The following is a 17,091-nucleotide window of genomic DNA, read 5'->3' as shown; positions in this document are numbered from 1 at the left end:
CGGATGGCAGGACGGTGGCGGCACACCTAAAACGAACGATCCTTCTTTTTAACTCCGTCCGGAGAGGAAGCCATGTCCGCCACGTCCACCACCCCCGCAAGGACACGAACCCGCGGCCCGATCGCGGTCCTCGTCCTTGTCCCGCTGCTCGCCGCCCTGGCACTGTGGGCCTTCGCCTGGCCCGCCGCGCGTACCGCACCCCGCGACCTGCCGCTCGGCGTGGCCGGCCCCACGGCCGCGACGGCCCAGGTGGAGAGGCAACTGGAGCAGAACAAGGGCGCGTTCGAGATCCACCGCTACGCCGACGAGGCCGCCGCCCGGGACGCCATCGAGGACCGGACCGTATACGGCGCGGTCGTCGTCACGCCCCAGGGCCCCGAGCTGCTCACCGCCTCGGCCGCGAGCCCGACCGTCGCCCAGCTGCTGCGGCAGGCGGTGGCCGGGCACGCGGCCGCCGAGGGCACACAGATCCGTACGGTCGACGTCGTGGCCGCCCCGGCGAACGACCCTCGCGGTGCGGCCCTCAGCGCCAGCGTGCTGCCGCTGGCCCTGGCCGGGATCGCGGCCGGCTCGGTGGTGACCATGACGGGACTGCGCGGTCCGCGCGCCGTGGCCGCGCTGATCGGGGCCGCATCGCTGGTCGGCGCGGCCGCGGCCGGTATCGCGCACAGCTGGCTCGGGGTGCTCACCGGCGACTGGTGGGCGGAGGCCGGCGTACTGGGCCTGGCGACGCTGGCCGTGAGCGCCGCGGTCGCAGGGCTCGGCGCGCTGTTCGGACAGGCGGGCATCGGGATCGCCGCGGGCACCGTGATGCTGTTCGGCAACCCCTTCTCGGGCGCACCCTCGGCCCCGCAGCTGCTGCCCGAGCCGGTCGGCACGATCGGCCAGTGGCTGCCGCCGGGCGCGGGGACGACCCTGCTCCGCTCGGTGTCGTTCTTCGACGGCGCGGCAGCGACCGGCCCCGCCCTGACCCTCACCTGGTGGGCTCTCGTGGGCCTGGGCGCCGTACTGCTCGGCCATGCCCTCAAGGTGCGGACGAAGACCGCCGCGCCCGCCGCAGAGCGGAACCTCGCCCCCGTCGGCTGACCCTCCGTAGCACCGAGCGACCGTGCACCCCCGCTGCAGCGGACGGGGGCGCACGGTCTTTGCGTCGCCTAGGAGGCGCCGGTCCCGCGGTGGTGCGCCGCGATACCGAAGCGCTGCTGTTCGCGGGGAGCGGACGCCACCTCCCGGACCGTGGAGACCGCGCTGATCACCTGTTCCTCGGCGGGCTCCGGGACTTCCTGCAGCTCCTCCAGTCGCTCCAGGTCAGCGGCGGAGACCAGGGCGACGAGGGGCTTTCCGTGCCGTGTCACGACGACGCGCTCACCGCCGTACACCACCCGGTTGATCAGATCGGCGAGCTCAGCCCTGGCTTGCGTCACCGGAATCTCGTAGGCCATACCCCCATCATAACGTCATGTACGTCCTGTACATTTTTTACAGACGCAGAAGGAGGGGTACCGATGACCCGACCGTCCGCCCGTTACGTCCTGCCCGAGTTCACCGAGCGCACCAGCTCCGGCACCAAGACGATGGATCCGTACTCCAAGCTGCTGGAGGAGCGGATCGTCTTTCTCGGGACGCCGATCGACGACACCTCGGCGAACGATGTGATGGCCCAGTTCATGCACCTCGAGTACCAGGCCCCGGACCAGGACATCTCGCTCTACATCAACTCCCCCGGCGGCTCGTTCACCGCGATGTCGGCGATCTACGACACCATGCAGTACGTCGGCTGCGACGTGGAGACGATCTGCCTGGGGCAGGCCGGCTCGTCCGCCGCGGTGCTGCTCGGGGCGGGCACGCCGGGCAAGCGGTTCGCGCTGCCGGGCGCGCGCGTGGTGATCCATCAGCCGCTCCTGGCCGAGCCCGTCGAGGGGCAGGCCGGCGATCTGGCCATCCAGGCCGCTGAGTTGGGCCGGATGCGATCCCGGCTGGAGGAGATGCTCGTACGGCACACGGGACGCAGCCCGGAGCAAGTCGCGGCGGACATCGAGCGGGACAAGATCCTGAGCGCCCAAGAAGCCGTGGAATACGGCCTGGTGGACCGGATCATCCCCAGCCGCAAGGCCACCCTCGCCCCGCCCACCGGGCGGTGAGCGGCCGGTGCTCCCACCCGAACTTCCACCGCTGCCCGCCCTCACCCGCGCCGAGGGCGAGTTGATCGACCGTTACCTCGACGTGGTCGACCTGCTCGGCCGCATCAATCCGGCGCAGCACGGCGACACGTACCGCGGGCTGCGGGCCGCGCAGGCGCTGGTGAGCAAGGCGGCCCAGCTGCGCGACGCCCTGGCGCTGATGCACCAGCGGGGCGAGACGGAACTGCACGCCCCGACGCTGGGGCGCGCTCTGCGGGTGCTCGACGGGGAGCGGCGCACCGCCCGGGTCACGGTGCCGCCCGAGTCCGGCAGTTGACGCATGTACGGCCGGTCCGGACCTTCCGTTCTGTCGGCGGAGCGTCCGGACCGGAGGTCAAACGGACCAAAAGAGGTACCCCCATTCGGCGTAGTCGCGGCTCCTTTTTCGCGACCGTCAGGGTTGCGCAAGGCGCCCGCCCCGAGACCGGCTTCTGGTGCTCCGGTGCTGGTCCGAGCCTCCCCGGGGGCCTCAACGCGCCCTCGAACACAGGGGTGTCCACCCGAACGGGTGAGTGGTGAGTAACGACACAAACCCCCGGTTCCATTGGGATTTTCGGACTTGTATGGGTGAAGATCCCTGTCTGACGACAAGCCCCCGCCGCAGCGGCGGGGCGATCCGGGCGGACGCCGAGTCCTGCCGCCGCCCGGATGACCGGTCGACAGGAGTGGATCGGCAGGAGTGGAGGACCCAAGCAAGACGGGTCGCCGGAACGGTCACGCCATGACCGGGTCGAGCAGCCCTTGGGGTGAAGCCGCGTCAGCGGCCGGGCAACTTCGCCAGCCCGAATCCGACAGGTCATCCTTCACAGGCGGCTGACGAAGGGTTGCGCATGACTGCGCTCAATCGTGTCCCGTCGCTGATGGTCCGGGCCGGTACGGCCTCGGCCCTCACCATCGCCGCAGTGGGCGGCTCCATCGTGGTCCCGGGTGTCGCCTCCGACGCCTCGGCAGCCACCATGGCGACGAAGGCACTCCAGATCGCGGCTTCCAAAAAGGGTTCCCCGTACAAGTGGGGCGCCTCGGGGCCGCGCCGGTTCGACTGCTCAGGGCTCACGCTGTACTCGTTCAAGAAGGCGGGCAAGACCCTGCCCCGTACGGCGGCCCAGCAGTACAACAAGACGAAGCACATCTCCGCGAAGAGCCGCAAGGCCGGAGACCTGGTGTTCTTCCACTCGGGCTCCAACGTCTACCACGTCGGCATCTACGCCGGGAAGGGGAAGATCTGGCACGCCCCGAAGACCGGGGACGTCGTCAAGCTGCAGAAGATCTGGACGTCCAGCGTGTGGTACGGCCGGGTCAGCTGACTCTCCCGCGGGGGCGACGGCAACCTGACACGCCGCCGCCCCCGCGGGGCATCAAGCGGCACCGGAGCGCTCCCGGGCGCAGTTGCCGGGCACGGTTGAGCGACTACGGCTCCTGCTGCCCCGCTGCCGTCACCGGCTGGGCCGGTACGGTCCACGGGAGTTCGATGGTGACCGTCTTGCCGCCCTCGCGCGTGGGGCGGACATGCAGTCGGCCACCGCATTCCGCAGCCAGCCAGCGGATGATCACCATCCCCCGGCCGTTGTCCTGCTGCACCGCGGCGGGCAGGCGCTTGGGGAAACGGGGATGGCTGTCGGTGACACCGATGCGGAGCTGCTCGTCACGGTGGAGTTCGATGTCCACCGTGAAGGTGGGTGACTGACCGAAGGTGTGCTGTACCGAGTTGGTGGCGAGTTCGGAGACGACGAGGCGGATGGTCTCGGCGGCCTCCGTGTCCGCCGGCAGTCCCCACTCGGCCAGCGTGGTGACCACGAAGCCGCGGGCCGCGGAGACCGAGGCGGGATCGCTCGGCAGAGTGACGGATGCTTCCAAATGGTCTGCCATGGCGAGGTCGTCCCTTTCCCACGGGACCGGAGTCCGACACGGAGCGGATGGTTCGAGTACGGTCCCGGACTGGTGCTTCGTCGCCAGACTGCCATTACCGCGCCCGTCACGGGTGGCGATCCACCAAGATATGCATATATCTGTCCCTCAAAGCGGTGAACTCTGCGACGGGAGACCGTATTTGGGTGGCACGGAAGGAGTAAGGAGAAGCGCATGCAACACGGTCCCGCGGTGCGCCGCCGGAAACTGGGCGCCGAACTGCGTGCGTTGCGCACGAGCGCGGGGCTCACCAGTGGTGAGGCCGCCCGGCTCGTGGGCTGGCACCAGTCGAAGGTGAGCCGGATCGAGACCGGCGCCAGCGGGGTGAAACCGGCCGATGTGCGGTTACTCCTGGACGCCTACGCCGTGGCGGACGGCCAACTCCGTGAATTGCTCCTGGTGTTGGCGGGCTCCGACGAGGGAGGCGGCCGGCATCACTGGTGGCACGCCTATCGCGGGGTACTGCCGCCGACCTACCGCGATTTCATCAGTCTGGAGTCCCAGGCGAGCGCGATGAGCACGCTGGAGACGTCCGTCGTGCCCGGCCTGCTCCAGACGCCCGCCTATGCACGTGCGGTGACCCGGGCGGCGGTCGGCGGGCTGGACGACGAACGGCTGGACGCCCTGGTCGAGGTGCGGCTGGCCAGGCAGGACGTACTGCGTTCGGATCCGCCGCTGGAGCTGAGCGCGGTACTGGACGAGGCGGTGCTGCGCCGGGAGATCGGCGGCCCCGACGTCATGAAGCAGCAGCTCGAGCGGCTCCTGGAGGCGGCGCGGCTGCCTCAAGTGCGGCTTCAGGTACTGCCGTTCGCTGCCGGGGCACATGTCGGCGTCACTGGACCTTTCGTAATCTTCTCATTTTCGAGCACTTCCGATCTGGACGTGGTTGTTCTCGACCACTTGACGAGTAGCCTCTACCTCGAACGGAAAGAAGACCTCCGGGCCTACACCGAGGCCTTCAACGCCCTTCAGATCCACGCCCTTTCGCCCGAGGACTCGTTGGATTACATCGCCGGGATAGGTGCCGGCGCGTAAGGAGGCACCATGTCAGCACTGCCTCGGAACGTACCTTCCAGTACCGATCTGCATGACGTGCAGTGGCTGCGCAGCAGCTACAGCACGGGTGCGAACAACTGCGTCGAGACGGCACGGCCGCTCTCCGGCCCCTGGGCCGGGCTGCTCGCCGTGCGCGACTCCAAGGACCCGGCCGGGCCCGCCCTGCTCCTCTCCCCCGAGAGCTGGACGGACTTCACGGCCGCATTCAGGTCCTGACCGTCCCGATCGGCCTGGTCAGTTCCGATCAGTTCCACATCGTGCGGCACACGGCCGTGTCACGCCGACTCATGGTCGCGTCTCGCCGATCACACGTACAGCGCGTTCGATCTGCGCCTCGGAGAGGTCCGCGCGGGCGGTCAGCCTGAGCCTTGAGACGCCGTCGGGCACGGAAGGAGGACGGAAGCAGCCCACGGCGAGGCCTGCCGTACGACAGTCGGCCGCCCACTGCACGGCCCCCTCCGGGGACGGAGCCCGCACGGAGACCACCGCGGCGTCCGGTCGTACCGCCTCGTGACCCGCGGCGGTCAGGCGTGCGTGCAGTTCGGCGGCGACGGCACGCGCGCGTGCCGCACGCTCCGGCTCGCGGCGCAGCAGTCGCAGTGCCGCCAGGGCCGCGCCCGCGGCGGCGGGCGCGAGGCCCGTGTCGAAGATGAAGGTGCGGGCCGCGTTGACGAGGTGGTCGATGACCCGGGCGGGGCCGAGGACGACTCCGCCCTGGCTGCCGAGCGACTTGGACAGCGTGGCGGTCACGACCACGTCGTCGGCGCCCGCGAGGCCCGCCGCGTACGGGGCGCCGCGGCCGCCGTCGCCGAGGACGCCGAGGCCGTGCGCGTCGTCGACCAGCAGTCCCGCGCCGCGCTCCCGGCAGACGGCGGCCAGCTCGGCCAGCGGGGCCGCGTCGCCGTCGACCGAGAAGACCGTGTCGGAGACGACGACGGCGGTCGCCGCACTGTCCTCGTGTGTCTGCAGCGCCTTGCGCACCGCCTCCGGGTCGGCGTGTCCGACGACCTGGGTGGTGCCCCGGGCCAGCCGGCAGCCGTCGATGAGGGAGGCGTGGTTGCCCGCGTCGGAGACGATCAGCGAACCGTGCGGGGCCAGCGCGGTGACCGCGGCGAGGTTGGCCGCGTAGCCGGAGGAGAAGACGAGTGCCGCCTCGAAGCCGCAGAAGTCGGCGAGCTCGTGCTCCAGCTCGGTGTGGAGTTCCGTCGTACCGGTGACCAGTCGAGAGCCGGTCGAGCCGCCGCCCCAGGTCCGCGCGGCCTCCGCCGCACCCTCGGCAATGGCCGGATGGTGGGTCAGGCCCAGGTAGTCGTTGCTCGCGAGGTCCAGCAGCGGGGAGTCGGCCGGCCGCGGGCGCAGGGTCCGTACGAGTCCGGCGCGGCGCCGCAGCCGCGCCTGTTCGTCGATCCAGCCGAACGCCATGACTCCTCCGGGGCTTTTGTAGGCAGTGGACAGACACTAGCCGGACCGGTCGCACCCCATGGTGTGGCAATACACACACGACGAAGTGTCCCTGTTGTTCATTCTCTCCTTGGCCGGGAGCGCTTCCGTAAGACAGGATCGGCTCTCATGGACCTGCTGAACACGCTGGTGGACAAGGGGCTTCGGCGCGAGCTGCCGACCCGCGAGGAAGCTCTGGCCGTCCTCGCCACTTCCGACGACGACGTGCTCGATGTGGTGGCCGCGGCCGGAAAGGTGCGCCGGCACTGGTTCGGCCGACGGGTGAAACTCAACTACCTCGTCAACCTGAAGTCCGGACTGTGTCCGGAGGACTGCTCGTACTGCTCCCAGCGGCTCGGTTCCAAGGCCGACATCCTGAAGTACACCTGGATCAAGCCGGACGAGGCCTCGCAGGCCGCGGCGGCCGGTCTTGCGGGTGGCGCCAAGCGGGTGTGCCTGGTGGCGTCCGGGCGCGGGCCGACCGACCGGGACGTGGACCGGGTCGCCGGCACCATCAAGGCGATCAAGGAGCAGAACGAGGGCGTCGAGGTGTGCGCCTGTCTCGGTCTGCTCTCCGAGGGCCAGGCCGAGCGGCTGCGCGAGGCGGGCGCGGACGCCTACAACCACAACCTGAACACGTCCGAGGCGACGTACGGGGACATCACGACCACGCACACGTACGCCGACCGGGTGGACACCGTGAACAAGGCGCACGCGGCCGGTCTGTCCGCCTGCTCCGGTCTGATCGCGGGCATGGGCGAGAGCGACGAGGACCTGGTGGACGTGGTCTTCTCGCTGCGCGAGCTGGACCCGGACTCGGTGCCGGTGAACTTCCTGATCCCGATGGAGGGCACCCCGCTCGCCAAGGAGTGGCACCTCACCCCGCAGCGCTGCCTGCGGATCCTGGCGATGGTGCGGTTCGTGTGCCCGGACGTCGAGGTGCGCATCGCCGGCGGCCGCGAGGTGCATCTGCGCACCATGCAGCCCCTGGCCCTGAACCTGGCCAACTCGATCTTCCTCGGCGACTACCTGACCAGCGAGGGCCAGGCCGGCAAGGCCGACCTGGAGATGATCGCGGACGCCGGCTTCGAGGTGGAGGGCGCCGGCGAGGTGACGCTGCCGGAGCACCGGGTCACGTCGGGCGGCGGCTGTGGTTCGCACGCCGGGGCGGGCTGCGGCTCCCACCAGGACGGCGGGTGCGGTTCGCACGCGGACGGCGGCGTCTGCGGTACGGCTGCCCCGGCGCCCGCGGCCGAGCCCCGCACCGACCTGGTCGCCATGCGCCACCGCGGCGTCGGCACGGACCTCGCGCCCAATGCCTGACCTGCCCGTCTCCGAACTTCTGGAGCTCGACCGGCGGCACGTCTGGCATCCGTACGGGCCCATGCCCGGCCGCGTCGAACCGCTCGTCGTCGAATCGGCGAGCGGGGTACGGCTGCGGCTCGCGGACGGCTCGGGCGAACTGGTCGACGGCATGTCGTCCTGGTGGTCGGCCATCCACGGCTACAACCACCCGGTGCTCAACGAGGCCGCGCGCGAGCAGCTCGGCCGGATGAGCCATGTGATGTTCGGCGGGCTCACCCACGAGCCCGCCGTCCGGCTCGCAAAGCACCTTGTCGGCATGTCGCCCGACGGTCTGGAGCATGTCTTCCTCGCCGACTCCGGGTCGGTGTCGGTCGAGGTCGCGGCCAAGATGTGCCTTCAGTACTGGCGTTCACTGGGCCGCCCCGGCAAACAGCGGCTGCTGACCTGGCGCGGCGGCTATCACGGCGACACCTGGCAGCCCATGTCGGTGTGCGACCCCGAGGGCGGGATGCACGAGCTGTGGAGCGGGGTGCTGCCGCGCCAGGTGTTCGTGGACGCGCCCCCGGCCGAGTACGAGGAGTCGTACGCGGAGCGGTTGCGCTCGGCGATCGAGCGGCACGCCGACGAACTGGCCGCCGTGATCGTCGAGCCCGTGGTCCAGGGCGCGGGCGGGATGCGCTTCCACTCCCCCGCGTATCTGCGGGTGCTGCGGGAGGCGTGCGACGCGCATGACGTGCTGCTGGTCTTCGACGAGATCGCGACCGGGTTCGGCCGCACGGGCGCCCTGTTCGCGGCCGACCACGCGGCCGTGACGCCGGACGTGATGTGTGTGGGCAAGGCGCTGACCGGCGGCTATCTGACGATGGCGGCGACCCTGTGCACGTCCCGCGTGGCCGACGGCATCTCACAGGGCGAGGTGCCCGTCCTGGCCCACGGCCCGACCTTCATGGGCAACCCCCTGGCCGCTTCCGTCGCCTGCGCCTCGATCGAGCTGCTGCTCGGCCAGGACTGGCTCGGCGAGGTCAAACGGATCGAGACGGGACTGCGGGACGGGCTGGCACCGGCCCTCGACCTCCCGGGCGTGCAGGACGTACGGGTCCTCGGCGCCATCGGGGTCGTGCAGCTGGACCACGCCGTCGACATGAAGGCGGCGACGGACGCGGCCGTGCGCGAGGGCGTGTGGCTGCGGCCGTTCCGCGACCTGATCTACACGATGCCGCCGTACGTCACCGGGGACGCCGACGTGGCACGGATCGCGCGCGCGGTGTGCGCGGCGGCGCGGGAGGGATGAGAACGGCATGACGATCCTGGTGATCACGGGTACCGGTACGGAGGTCGGCAAGACGGTCACGACCGCCGCGGTCGCCGCCTGCGCGCTCGCGGCCGGCCGGTCGGTGGCCGTGCTGAAGGCCGCGCAGACGGGCGTGGGGCCGGACGAGCCCGGGGACGCCGCCGAGGCCGCCCGGCTCGCGGGTGGCGTGACGACGGCCGAAATCGCCCGCTATCCCGAGCCGTTGGCGCCGGCGACGGCGGCCCGGCGGGCGGGGATGACCCCGGTGCGTCCGCAGGACGTCGCGGAGGCCGCCGCCAAGCTGGCCGCCGAGCACGACCTGGTGCTGGTGGAGGGGGCGGGCGGGCTGCTCGTCCGCTTCGACCAGGAGGGCGGGACGCTGGCGGACGCGGCGGAGCTGCTGAGGGCGCCGGTGCTGGTGGTGGCGTCGGCGGGCCTGGGGACGCTGAACACGACGGAGCTGACGGCACGTGAACTCCGGTCCCGCCGGCTCGGCCTGGCCGGGATCGTGATCGGCAGCTGGCCCCACTCCCCCGACCTTGCCTCCCGCTGCAACGTGGCGGACCTGCCGGAGGTGGCGGGCGCGCCGCTGCTGGGCGCTTTGCCCGCCGGGGCGGGCTCACTGCCGGCCGCCGGCTTCCGTACGAGTGCGCCGAGTTGGCTGGCACCGCGGCTGGACGGGACCTGGGACGCGGAGGCGTTCCGTGGCCGGGAGGCGCCGTAGAGCCGCTGCCCCGCTGACTCAGCCGGAGCGCTCGTCCGCCTCGACGAGCCGCGCGAGGTTCGCCAGGGCCATGCGCGTGCCGGTCTCGTTGTCGGCGGCCGGCACGGCATCGGGGATCCCCTCGTGCACGATGAGGACGTCGGTGCCGCCGTCCGCGGCGGTGAGCGTGGTGGTCATCGTCATCGTGCCCCGCAGCGCGGGGTCCGCGGTCTCGAACTCGAGCACCTCGACGACCTGCTCGTCCGGTACGAGCTTCGCGAAATGGCCGTGGTAGGTGTCGGTGTGCGCGGCCGACTTGCCGGTGCCGACCGGCGCGTCGTAGGTGAGCGAGACGCGGAAGCGCCCGCCTTCGCGTGCGTCGAATTCGTGCACGTGGCTGCTCATACCGTCCGGCACGCGCCATTCGGCGATCGCGTCCGCGTCCAGCAGAGCCCGGTAGACCGCCGAAGGCGGGGCTTGCACATGCCGTGAGACCTGCGCCGAGTACATGGGGCCAACATAGTCGTCGGCCCGTGCTCACGCCTCGATCAGGGCAGCTGCCGCGCGATCCCGGGTCGGACCGGTGCCCGCCGCCTGATTGCCGGTCGGCCGTTGGTGCTGTCGTCGGTCAGTGCCCGGATCAGCCCGTGGTCGGGGGAGAGTCGGCAGGCGGGGTCCGTGCGGGCTGCGTCGGCCGTCAGGGCGTAGGCCTGGCAGCGGCAGCCGCCGTGGTCCTCCTCCCGGCGGGGACAGCTGCGGCAGGGGTCGGCCATCCAGTCGGTGCCGCGGTAGCGGTTGAAGGCCGGGGAGTGGTCCCAGATCCAGGCCAGCGGATGGTCCCGGACGTTCGGCGGGTCCAGGTCCGGCAGCGAGGCCGCGGCCGGGCAGGGCAGGACGGTGCCGTCCGGGGTGATGGTGAGCGAGACCGCGCCCCAGCCGCCCATGCACGGCTTGGCCGCACCGTCGAAGTAGTCGGGGACGACCCAGACCAGCTCGGGGCCGTCCGGCGTGAGCCGCTCCCGCCACCGCTCGACGGCGTCCCTGGCCCGGGTGAGCTGCTCGGGCGTGGCGAGCAGGGCGGCGCGGTTGAGCAGCCCCCAGCCGTAGAACTGCGCGTTGGCCAGTTCGATGCGGTCCACGCCCCAGGACAGGCCCAGTTCGACGACGGCGTCGATCGCGTCGAGGTTCTCGTGGTGCAGGACGACGTTGAGGCCCAGGGGCAGGCCCGCGGCCCGTACGAGTGCGGCGGCCCGTTCCTTCTCGCCGAAGGAACGACGTCCGGCGATCCGGTCCGAGGCGCGCGGATCGGCGTGCTGCACCGACAGCTGGACGCTGCGCAGCCCGGCGGCGGTGAGCGCGCCGAGCCGCTCCCGGTCCAGGCCCACACCGCTGGTGACCAGCTGGGTGTAGATCCCGGCGGCCTCGGCCGCGGCGACGATCTGCTCCAGGTCCCGGCGCAGCAGCGGCTCACCGCCCGAGAGATGGGTGTGGACCACGCCGAACCCGCCGGCCTGGTGCATCACGTCCGCCCACTGCCCTGTGGTCAGCTCACGCGAACGCCGGGTCAGCTCCAGCGGGTTGGAGCAGTACCCGCAGTGCAGCGGGCAGGCGTGGGTGAGTTCGGCCAGCACCGCCCAGGGCCGGGCCGGCGCGGGCGCCCGAGGGGCGGGGGCGGTCGGATCGGTGAGGGTCATCGCAGCCAGCCCTCCTTGCGGAGCCGTTCGAGGAAGGGAGGGACGTCGGTGGCCACGGGGGCGGCCGGGAAGCGTTCGGACAGTTCGTCGACGATGTCGCGCACGCTCCGGGCGCCGTCGCACAGGGCGACGACCGCGCCGGCCCGGCCCTGCAGCACGACGACACGTTCGGGAAGGAGCAGCAGGTCCGTGTCCCGGGTGCGGTCGTGCCGCAGGAGAACGGCGGGTGCCGGCGCGGGCCGCCAGTCGGTCACCGACGCCGGACTCACCCCTGCTCCCGGCGGCCCGCCTGGTCCACGGCGTCCAGCAGCGACCACAGGACGTCGCACTTGAAGCGCAGTGCCGCCAGGGCCCGCTCCTGGTCCTCCCGGCTGCGGGCCCAGCCGAGCACCAGGTCGAGGGCCTCGCGGCTGTCGCGCCTGCCCTGGGAGACCCGGGTGCGGAAGTAGGCGAGGCCCTGGGGTTCGATCCACCGGTAGTGGCGTTGGAAGGCCTCGATGCGGGTGCGCATCAGATCCGGGGCGGACAGTTCCGTCAGTGACGCCGCGACGGCTTCGAGGGGCGTGCGCAGCCGGCAGAAGTTGACGTATCCGTCGACCGCAAGGCGTACGCCCGGCAGTACGCCGTCGCCGGCGAGCAGCGTCTCACGGGGCAGGCCGGCCGCCTCACCGAGCCGCAGCCACCGGTCGAGACCGCCCTCGCGGTCCTGCTGGCCGTCGTGGTCCTGGATGCGGCGCAACCACATCCGGCGCAGCACCGGGGTGTCCAGCTTGGCCGTGATCAGGGCGTCCTTGACAGGGATGTGGCGCTGGTAGTGGAAGCGGTTGACAATCCAGCGGCGCAGTTCGTCCTGGCTGAGATCGCCGCTGTGCATACGGAGGTTGAAGGGGTGGCTGTCGTGGTACCGCTCCTCCCCCACCGCGCGCAGCCGTGCCTCGAACTCGGCGGGACGCCAGGGGTCCGCGAGCGGGTCGGGTGCCGTGTTCCGTGCGGTCGTGTTCAGTGCTGTCGTGCTCATGGGTCGATCACCATCCCGTCGTACGCCACCTCGAGGCCCAGCCGTGCGAGCCGCTTGTGCTGGGGCGCGGCCGGGTCGACGAGGGGGTTGGTGTTGTTGAGGTGGGTGTAGAGGCAGCGGGCGGAGAGGCGTGCCAGGCGTTCGGCGGTTCCGTCCGGTCCCTCGATGGGCAGATGGCCCATGCCGGTGGCGGTGCGTTCGGAGATTCCCGTGCGGCGGGGCTCCTCGTCGTCCCAGAAGGTGCCGTCCACGATGACGCAGTCGGCCTCGGCGGCGGCCTGCTGGAAGCGGTCCGGCCAGGCGGCCAGGGCGGGTGCGTAGAGCGCGGTGGCGCCGGAGGCCGGGTCGTACAGGCGCAGCGCCACGACCCATGCGTCGTCGTCCGGGGCGTCGGCGGCGTACCGCGGGCGCTTGCCCGACACCGGGATGCCGCTGATCTGCAGGCCAGAGGCGTCGCGGTCCAGCGGTTCGGCGCCGCGCGGCGGCAGCTCCCGCCAGGTGAGGGAGGTGTACGGAGCCAGTACGTCGCCCAGGTGCAGACGGTCCAGGAGCGCCCGCCGGACCGGGGCCGTCGAGATCACCTCGAGGGCGTCCGCCTCGCGCAGCCGTGCGATGCCCAGGGTGTGGTCGAGTTCGGCGTCGGTCAGGACCAGCCCGGCGAGCGGCGTCTGCCGGGGGCCCGGCCCCGGGTGGAGTTCGGGCCGGGACTCGATCTGGTCGCCGATGTCGGGTGTCGCGTTGACGATGTACCAGCGGCCGTCGTCGGTCCGTACGGCGAGGGAGGCATGGCGGCGGCGTCGGCCCGGGTGGGCGCGTGCCCCGGAGCATCCGGGGCACGCGCAGTTCCACTGGGGGATGCCGCCGCCGGCGGCGGTGCCGAGTACCAGCAGTTGCATGGCGTCGGTTAGCGGGAGCTGAGCGAGTAGGCGGTGACCTCGAGCGCGGTGTCGACGACCTCGTAGGCGGGCGTCTGCCAGCCGGCCCCGTCCGTTTCGCGCGAGGCGATCTGCTCGACCGGCTTGAGTTGCTCCGTGGCTTCGTTCATGGTGATACGTCCTCTCCGGTGGGATTTCTGGGGTGCAGGGAGGGTCACTTGAGGGAGACGCGGAGGATTCTGTCCTTGCCGTATCCGAGGTCACTGGTGCCCACCCACAGTTCGTCAGCGCCGGGCACCTTGGCAATGGCGCGCAGACGGCCGAACCGGCCGGGGTAGAAGTCGACCGGCGTGCCGGTGAACTCGCTGTCCCCGTCGATCGGGATGCGCCACAGCCGCTTGCCGCGCAGCGACGTCACGTAGATCACGTTGTCCACGATGGCGAGTTGGGCGGGCACGCCCCACTCGGGGTGGAAGACGACCCTCGGGGTGGTCATGCCCTTGACGTCGCAGGCGCCCTCACAGGCGGGGAAGCCGTAATTGGCGCCCGGTTTGATCAGGTTGATCTCGTCCCAGGTCTGGTCGCCGACCTCCGTCTCCCACAGGCGGCCGTTGCGGTCCCAGGCCAGGCCCTCCGGGTTGCGGTGGCCGTAGCTGTAGACGCGGGTGCCGAACGGGTTGCCGGGGGCCGCCGCACCGGTCCTGGTGATGCGGAGGATCTTTCCGTTGAGCGACTTCTTGTCCTGCGCGAGCTTCGGCTGGTAGGCGTCGCCGGTGGTGACGTAGAGGTAGCCGTCGGGACCGAAGGCGATCTGGCCGCCGTTGTGGTTGCCGACCCGCTTGATTCCGCCGAGCACCACCTTGTAGTTCGACAGCGAACTGCCGTCGTAGTCCATGCTCACGACCTGGGTCCGGGTCTTCGAGGTGTGCACGAAGAACACCTGCTTGTCGGTCGTGCCGTTCCAGCTCGGGGACGGGGCGACACCCAACAGACCGCCGGGGCCGTCGTCATAGGGTTCGGGGACGGTGTTCGGCACTTCGCCGACCCGTGTCTTACGCCCGTCCCGGTCGAGGCGGTAGACTTGGGCGGTGAGCCGCTCGGTCACCAGCGCCGAGCTTCCGTCCGGCATGAACTTGATCTCCCAGGGCGTCTGCCATCCCGTGGAGAGCGTGCTGACCTCGTCCGTCGGGGCACCGCCGTCCGCGGCGGCAGCCGTGAGCGCGGAGGTGGCCGGCGCCGCGGCGGCGGGCGCCGACTGCGGGAGCCCGGCCGCGAGCAGTGCGGCCGCAGCGGCGAGCGAACCCAGAACGATCCGGGATGGACGCCGCACTGAGCGGCCTGGGTCTGTCATGTCGACGCCCTTCGTCGTTCCTCGAGTGAACCGTCGTGACGCGGCGTGTCCACACGCTCGCGAAGGGCAGCGTATTTCCCGGACATAGCTACAGCCTGTATTGAAATCATGACAATTGGCATCACGTACGCCATTCGAGTGAGCCTTCGACTCTCGCGCCACGGGTGCGGCGAAGGGCACGACCGCGCCGCGGGCTGACTGCCGAGGAGCGGTCCCATTGGCGGGCCGGTCGAGCAAATGACCTACAGTCCAGGGGACTTGACGATCAGCTGGAAGGAGCGCAATGCCTCCCCTTCGCCCAACTCGCCGTGTCCTGCTGGCCGGTGGCCTGGGAGCAGTTGTCGCCGGAGCCGTGGTGTCCCCTGCCGTCGCTTCGCCGACGGCCGGTTCGCTGCCTCTCCACCTCGCCGGGCCGACCGGGCCCGCGCCGGTGGCTGCTGTGGAGTTGCATCTGATCGACCCGTCGAGATCCGACCCGTGGTCGGAGCCGGGGCAGCCGCGCGAGCTGATGGTGACCGTGACCTATCCGGCGGCCGAGGTGCACGGCCGCACGATGCTGCCGTGGCTGCCGACAGGCGCCGAGCGTGCGCTGAAGGCGCGTTACGGGGGCGCCCTGGACGGCTTCACCCTGCCCGCGACGCACACGGCGGACTCGGCGCCGGCCAGGGGCGGCCACCGTCCCGTGCTCCTCTATTCGCCCGGCTATGCCGCGGACCGCACCTTCAACACCCTCGTCGTCGAGGATCTCGTGTCGTGGGGGTACACCGTCGTCACGGTCGACCACCCCTACGACTCGGGGGAGGTGGAGTTCCCCGACGGCCGTGTCGTCCTCTCCCGGCCCGACGGCGACGACGACGCCCGGCGCAGAGCGGTCGCGGTGCGCGCAGACGATCTGCGTTTCGTGCTGGACTGCCTGGCCGAGCTGAACCGGGGCGGCAACCCCGACGCTCAGCGGCGGCCCGTACCACGCGGCCTGCGCGGCAGCCTCGACCTCACCCGCACCGGGGCCTTCGGGCACTCCCGCGGCGGGGCGGCGGCAGCGGCCGTCATGGACCTGGACCCGCGGGTGCGGGCCGGTGCCGACCTGGACGGCGCCTTGTTCGGGCCGGTGGTCCGGCGCGGTCTCGACCGGCCGTTCCTCCTGATGGACACGGCGGTCCACGACGGCCTGAACGAGGACGCGTCCTGGGCCGCCTTCTGGGAGAACCTGCGCGGCTGGCGGCGCTGTCTGCGCCTCGCCGACGCCGAACACCTCTCCTTCACCGACCTCGTGGCACTCGCCCCGCAGTTGGGCGGAGCGCTGCCCCTGCCGGTCGGCACGATCCCCGCCGACAGGGCGGTGGCGGGCGTACGGGCCACCGTGCGGGCCTTCTTCGACACCCATCTGCGCCGCCACCCCGACACGTCGCATGTGCTCACGGGCGCCTCACCGCGCTACCCGGAGATCCGCTACGTCGCCGGTTGAGCGGCTCGGCGGCCGAGTCGCCGGTGACCGCCGCGAACATGGCGAGGGCGGGGATGCGCGGGGCCCGTACGGGGGAGAATCGCGGTAGGCCCGTCCTGCCGAGGAGGTCCTCATGCCGCTACGGTCCCCCGGCGCCGCCAAGCCGGCGCGGGATCCCGTGCACCATCCGCTGTTCGCCCGCTACTACGCCCGGATCAGCGTGACCGCCGAGACCCGGCTGGGCATGGGCGGCGTCCGCGACCGGCTCCTGTCCGGACTGTCCGGGCGGGTGATCGAGATCGGCGCCGGCAACGGACTGAACTTCGCGCACTACCCGAGGGCCGTCTCGGAGGTCGTGGCGATCGAACCGGAGCGCCGGCTGCGGCAGTTGGCCCTGGACGCGACCCTCCGCTGCGAGGTGCCGGTGGATGTCGCTCCGGGTGCCGCCGAGGCACTGCCCGTCAAGAGCGAGGCCTTCGACGCGGTGGTGATCTCGCTGGTGCTGTGCAGTGTGCGGGACGTGCCGCGGGCGCTCGGCGAGATACGGCGGGTGCTGCGGCCCGGCGGCGTGGTGCGGTTCTTCGAGCACGGCCGCGGCGGCGGACCGGCGATGACCTTCACCCAGCGCGCCCTGGACCGCACCCTGTGGCCGCCCCTCAACGGCGGCTGCCATCTGGCCCGCGACCCGGTCGCCGCGCTGCGCGAGGCCGGGTTCGAACTCGGCCCCTACCGGCGGATGCTGATGCCGGAGAAGGGGCCGAGGCTGCCCACCTCGTACTGCGTGCTTGGCACGGCGTGGCGGCCGGAGACCGGCGGGGCGGCCACCTGA

The 17,091-nt window shown here is 71.5% G+C and carries 21 protein-coding genes and 1 riboswitch; of the genes, 11 read left to right on the top strand and 10 right to left on the bottom strand.

Going from position 1 to position 17,091, the window contains the following annotated elements; translation table 11 throughout:
- Window positions 1–72 precede the first annotated feature (72 nt).
- Entirely contained in the window at window positions 73–1,086 is a 1,014-nt protein-coding gene (locus tag ACIBW9_RS07995; protein WP_398952425.1) for an ABC transporter permease, read from the top strand.
- 68 nt (window positions 1,087–1,154) lie between these two features.
- Here the strand turns inward: ACIBW9_RS07995 and ACIBW9_RS07990 are convergent, their stop codons facing one another.
- Window positions 1,155–1,442 carry a type II toxin-antitoxin system Phd/YefM family antitoxin gene (locus tag ACIBW9_RS07990; RefSeq protein WP_398952423.1) on the bottom strand — a complete coding sequence of 96 codons (288 nt, stop codon included), beginning with the start codon at window positions 1,440–1,442 and terminating at the stop codon, window positions 1,155–1,157.
- Between the two features lie 63 nt (window positions 1,443–1,505).
- Here ACIBW9_RS07990 and ACIBW9_RS07985 point away from each other — a divergent pair, with 63 nt between their 5' ends.
- The 3 genes from ACIBW9_RS07985 (at window position 1,506) to ACIBW9_RS07975 (ending at window position 3,484) form a co-directional block, all read left to right on the top strand.
- Window positions 1,506–2,141, top strand: coding sequence for an ATP-dependent Clp protease proteolytic subunit (locus ACIBW9_RS07985; protein ID WP_398952421.1), 636 nt, complete (start codon window positions 1,506–1,508; stop codon window positions 2,139–2,141).
- Window positions 2,142–2,148: 7 nt separating this feature from the next.
- Window positions 2,149–2,457 carry a hypothetical protein gene (locus tag ACIBW9_RS07980; protein WP_398952419.1) on the top strand — a complete coding sequence of 103 codons (309 nt, stop codon included), beginning with the start codon at window positions 2,149–2,151 and terminating at the stop codon, window positions 2,455–2,457.
- A gap of 338 nt (window positions 2,458–2,795) precedes the next feature.
- A riboswitch (cyclic di-AMP (ydaO/yuaA leader) is annotated at window positions 2,796–3,007 on the top strand.
- Between the two features lie 3 nt (window positions 3,008–3,010).
- Window positions 3,011–3,484 carry a C40 family peptidase gene (locus ACIBW9_RS07975; RefSeq protein WP_398952417.1) on the top strand — a complete coding sequence of 158 codons (474 nt, stop codon included), beginning with the start codon at window positions 3,011–3,013 and terminating at the stop codon, window positions 3,482–3,484.
- Between the two features lie 103 nt (window positions 3,485–3,587).
- Here ACIBW9_RS07975 and ACIBW9_RS07970 read toward each other — a convergent pair whose 3' ends face one another.
- On the bottom strand, window positions 3,588–4,046 hold the full coding sequence (locus ACIBW9_RS07970; RefSeq protein WP_398952415.1) for an ATP-binding protein: 459 nt from the start codon (window positions 4,044–4,046) through the stop codon (window positions 3,588–3,590).
- 213 nt (window positions 4,047–4,259) lie between these two features.
- Here ACIBW9_RS07970 and ACIBW9_RS07965 point away from each other — a divergent pair, with 213 nt between their 5' ends.
- Together ACIBW9_RS07965 and ACIBW9_RS07960 are read left to right on the top strand one after the other, a co-directional pair.
- Window positions 4,260–5,120 (top strand): helix-turn-helix domain-containing protein, encoded by an 861-nt coding sequence (locus ACIBW9_RS07965; RefSeq protein WP_398952413.1) that lies wholly within the window; start codon window positions 4,260–4,262, stop codon window positions 5,118–5,120.
- A 9-nt stretch (window positions 5,121–5,129) separates the two neighbouring features.
- Window positions 5,130–5,357: a DUF397 domain-containing protein gene (locus ACIBW9_RS07960; protein WP_398952411.1), complete on the top strand. Its 228-nt coding sequence runs from the start codon at window positions 5,130–5,132 to the stop codon at window positions 5,355–5,357.
- A gap of 69 nt (window positions 5,358–5,426) precedes the next feature.
- Here ACIBW9_RS07960 and ACIBW9_RS07955 read toward each other — a convergent pair whose 3' ends face one another.
- Complete coding sequence (locus ACIBW9_RS07955; RefSeq protein ID WP_398952409.1) at window positions 5,427–6,563, bottom strand: 8-amino-7-oxononanoate synthase; 1,137 nt, start codon at window positions 6,561–6,563, stop codon at window positions 5,427–5,429.
- 147 nt (window positions 6,564–6,710) lie between these two features.
- Between ACIBW9_RS07955 and bioB the strand changes: the two genes are divergently transcribed.
- The 3 genes from bioB to bioD are packed head-to-tail and all read left to right on the top strand — an operon-like array spanning window position 6,711 to window position 9,901.
- Window positions 6,711–7,904, top strand: a complete 1,194-nt coding sequence (gene bioB / locus ACIBW9_RS07950; RefSeq protein WP_398952407.1) for a biotin synthase BioB — start codon at window positions 6,711–6,713, stop codon at window positions 7,902–7,904.
- Window positions 7,897–9,177 (top strand): adenosylmethionine--8-amino-7-oxononanoate transaminase, encoded by a 1,281-nt coding sequence (locus ACIBW9_RS07945; protein WP_398952405.1) that lies wholly within the window; start codon window positions 7,897–7,899, stop codon window positions 9,175–9,177. Before bioB ends, ACIBW9_RS07945 begins: the two co-directional genes overlap by 8 nt.
- Window positions 9,178–9,184: 7 nt before the next feature.
- Window positions 9,185–9,901 (top strand): dethiobiotin synthase, encoded by a 717-nt coding sequence (gene bioD / locus ACIBW9_RS07940; RefSeq protein ID WP_398952402.1) that lies wholly within the window; start codon window positions 9,185–9,187, stop codon window positions 9,899–9,901.
- Window positions 9,902–9,919: 18 nt separating this feature from the next.
- Here bioD and ACIBW9_RS07935 read toward each other — a convergent pair whose 3' ends face one another.
- From ACIBW9_RS07935 to ACIBW9_RS07905, 7 genes are read right to left on the bottom strand one after another with little or no spacing between them, the layout of a single operon-like run.
- On the bottom strand, window positions 9,920–10,390 hold the full coding sequence (locus tag ACIBW9_RS07935; protein WP_398952400.1) for an SRPBCC domain-containing protein: 471 nt from the start codon (window positions 10,388–10,390) through the stop codon (window positions 9,920–9,922).
- 38 nt (window positions 10,391–10,428) lie between these two features.
- Window positions 10,429–11,574 carry a pyrroloquinoline quinone biosynthesis protein PqqE gene (gene pqqE / locus ACIBW9_RS07930; protein WP_398952398.1) on the bottom strand — a complete coding sequence of 382 codons (1,146 nt, stop codon included), beginning with the start codon at window positions 11,572–11,574 and terminating at the stop codon, window positions 10,429–10,431.
- Entirely contained in the window at window positions 11,571–11,843 is a 273-nt protein-coding gene (gene pqqD / locus ACIBW9_RS07925; protein ID WP_398952396.1) for a pyrroloquinoline quinone biosynthesis peptide chaperone PqqD, read from the bottom strand. The genes pqqE and pqqD overlap by 4 nt, the downstream gene beginning before the upstream one ends.
- Complete coding sequence (pqqC, locus tag ACIBW9_RS07920; RefSeq protein ID WP_398952394.1) at window positions 11,840–12,592, bottom strand: pyrroloquinoline-quinone synthase PqqC; 753 nt, start codon at window positions 12,590–12,592, stop codon at window positions 11,840–11,842. Before pqqC ends, pqqD begins: the two co-directional genes overlap by 4 nt.
- The gene (pqqB, locus tag ACIBW9_RS07915; protein WP_398952392.1) at window positions 12,589–13,488 is read right to left on the bottom strand and encodes a pyrroloquinoline quinone biosynthesis protein PqqB; all 900 of its coding nucleotides are present in this window, start codon (window positions 13,486–13,488) and stop codon (window positions 12,589–12,591) included. The genes pqqC and pqqB overlap by 4 nt, the downstream gene beginning before the upstream one ends.
- Window positions 13,489–13,496: 8 nt before the next feature.
- Complete coding sequence (gene pqqA / locus ACIBW9_RS07910; protein ID WP_398952390.1) at window positions 13,497–13,637, bottom strand: pyrroloquinoline quinone precursor peptide PqqA; 141 nt, start codon at window positions 13,635–13,637, stop codon at window positions 13,497–13,499.
- A gap of 44 nt (window positions 13,638–13,681) precedes the next feature.
- Window positions 13,682–14,818, bottom strand: coding sequence for a PQQ-dependent sugar dehydrogenase (locus ACIBW9_RS07905; RefSeq protein WP_398952388.1), 1,137 nt, complete (start codon window positions 14,816–14,818; stop codon window positions 13,682–13,684).
- 283 nt (window positions 14,819–15,101) lie between these two features.
- Between ACIBW9_RS07905 and ACIBW9_RS07900 the strand changes: the two genes are divergently transcribed.
- Window positions 15,102–16,283, top strand: a complete 1,182-nt coding sequence (locus tag ACIBW9_RS07900) for an alpha/beta hydrolase family protein (RefSeq protein WP_398952386.1) — start codon at window positions 15,102–15,104, stop codon at window positions 16,281–16,283.
- A gap of 112 nt (window positions 16,284–16,395) precedes the next feature.
- Window positions 16,396–17,091 (top strand): class I SAM-dependent methyltransferase, encoded by a 696-nt coding sequence (locus tag ACIBW9_RS07895; RefSeq protein ID WP_398952384.1) that lies wholly within the window; start codon window positions 16,396–16,398, stop codon window positions 17,089–17,091.

This window comes from Streptomyces sp. NPDC049541 (assembly GCF_044465725.1).
In the GTDB taxonomy this organism is placed as follows: domain Bacteria; phylum Actinomycetota; class Actinomycetes; order Streptomycetales; family Streptomycetaceae; genus Streptomyces.
Note: the sequence above shows the minus strand (reverse complement) of the source record. Positions and strands in the feature narration are given on the sequence as shown.

Bases quoted from the DNA above. Each gene is read 5' to 3' on its own strand.
- ACIBW9_RS07995 (WP_398952425.1), top strand. From the start codon at position 73: ATGTCCGCCACGTCCACCACCCCCGCAAGGACACGAACCCGCGGCCCG.
- ACIBW9_RS07990 (WP_398952423.1), bottom strand. From the start codon at position 1,442: ATGGCCTACGAGATTCCGGTGACGCAAGCCAGGGCTGAGCTCGCCGAT.
- ACIBW9_RS07985 (WP_398952421.1), top strand. From the start codon at position 1,506: ATGACCCGACCGTCCGCCCGTTACGTCCTGCCCGAGTTCACCGAGCGC.
- ACIBW9_RS07975 (WP_398952417.1), top strand. From the start codon at position 3,011: ATGACTGCGCTCAATCGTGTCCCGTCGCTGATGGTCCGGGCCGGTACG.
- ACIBW9_RS07970 (WP_398952415.1), bottom strand. From the start codon at position 4,046: ATGGCAGACCATTTGGAAGCATCCGTCACTCTGCCGAGCGATCCCGCC.
- ACIBW9_RS07965 (WP_398952413.1), top strand. From the start codon at position 4,260: ATGCAACACGGTCCCGCGGTGCGCCGCCGGAAACTGGGCGCCGAACTG.
- ACIBW9_RS07960 (WP_398952411.1), top strand. From the start codon at position 5,130: ATGTCAGCACTGCCTCGGAACGTACCTTCCAGTACCGATCTGCATGAC.
- ACIBW9_RS07955 (WP_398952409.1), bottom strand. From the start codon at position 6,563: ATGGCGTTCGGCTGGATCGACGAACAGGCGCGGCTGCGGCGCCGCGCC.
- bioB (WP_398952407.1), top strand. From the start codon at position 6,711: ATGGACCTGCTGAACACGCTGGTGGACAAGGGGCTTCGGCGCGAGCTG.
- ACIBW9_RS07945 (WP_398952405.1), top strand. From the start codon at position 7,897: ATGCCTGACCTGCCCGTCTCCGAACTTCTGGAGCTCGACCGGCGGCAC.
- bioD (WP_398952402.1), top strand. From the start codon at position 9,185: ATGACGATCCTGGTGATCACGGGTACCGGTACGGAGGTCGGCAAGACG.
- ACIBW9_RS07935 (WP_398952400.1), bottom strand. From the start codon at position 10,390: ATGTACTCGGCGCAGGTCTCACGGCATGTGCAAGCCCCGCCTTCGGCG.
- pqqE (WP_398952398.1), bottom strand. From the start codon at position 11,574: ATGACCCTCACCGATCCGACCGCCCCCGCCCCTCGGGCGCCCGCGCCG.
- pqqC (WP_398952394.1), bottom strand. From the start codon at position 12,592: ATGAGCACGACAGCACTGAACACGACCGCACGGAACACGGCACCCGAC.
- pqqB (WP_398952392.1), bottom strand. From the start codon at position 13,488: ATGCAACTGCTGGTACTCGGCACCGCCGCCGGCGGCGGCATCCCCCAG.
- pqqA (WP_398952390.1), bottom strand. From the start codon at position 13,637: ATGAACGAAGCCACGGAGCAACTCAAGCCGGTCGAGCAGATCGCCTCG.
- ACIBW9_RS07905 (WP_398952388.1), bottom strand. From the start codon at position 14,818: ATGACAGACCCAGGCCGCTCAGTGCGGCGTCCATCCCGGATCGTTCTG.
- ACIBW9_RS07900 (WP_398952386.1), top strand. From the start codon at position 15,102: ATGCCTCCCCTTCGCCCAACTCGCCGTGTCCTGCTGGCCGGTGGCCTG.
- ACIBW9_RS07895 (WP_398952384.1), top strand. From the start codon at position 16,396: ATGCCGCTACGGTCCCCCGGCGCCGCCAAGCCGGCGCGGGATCCCGTG.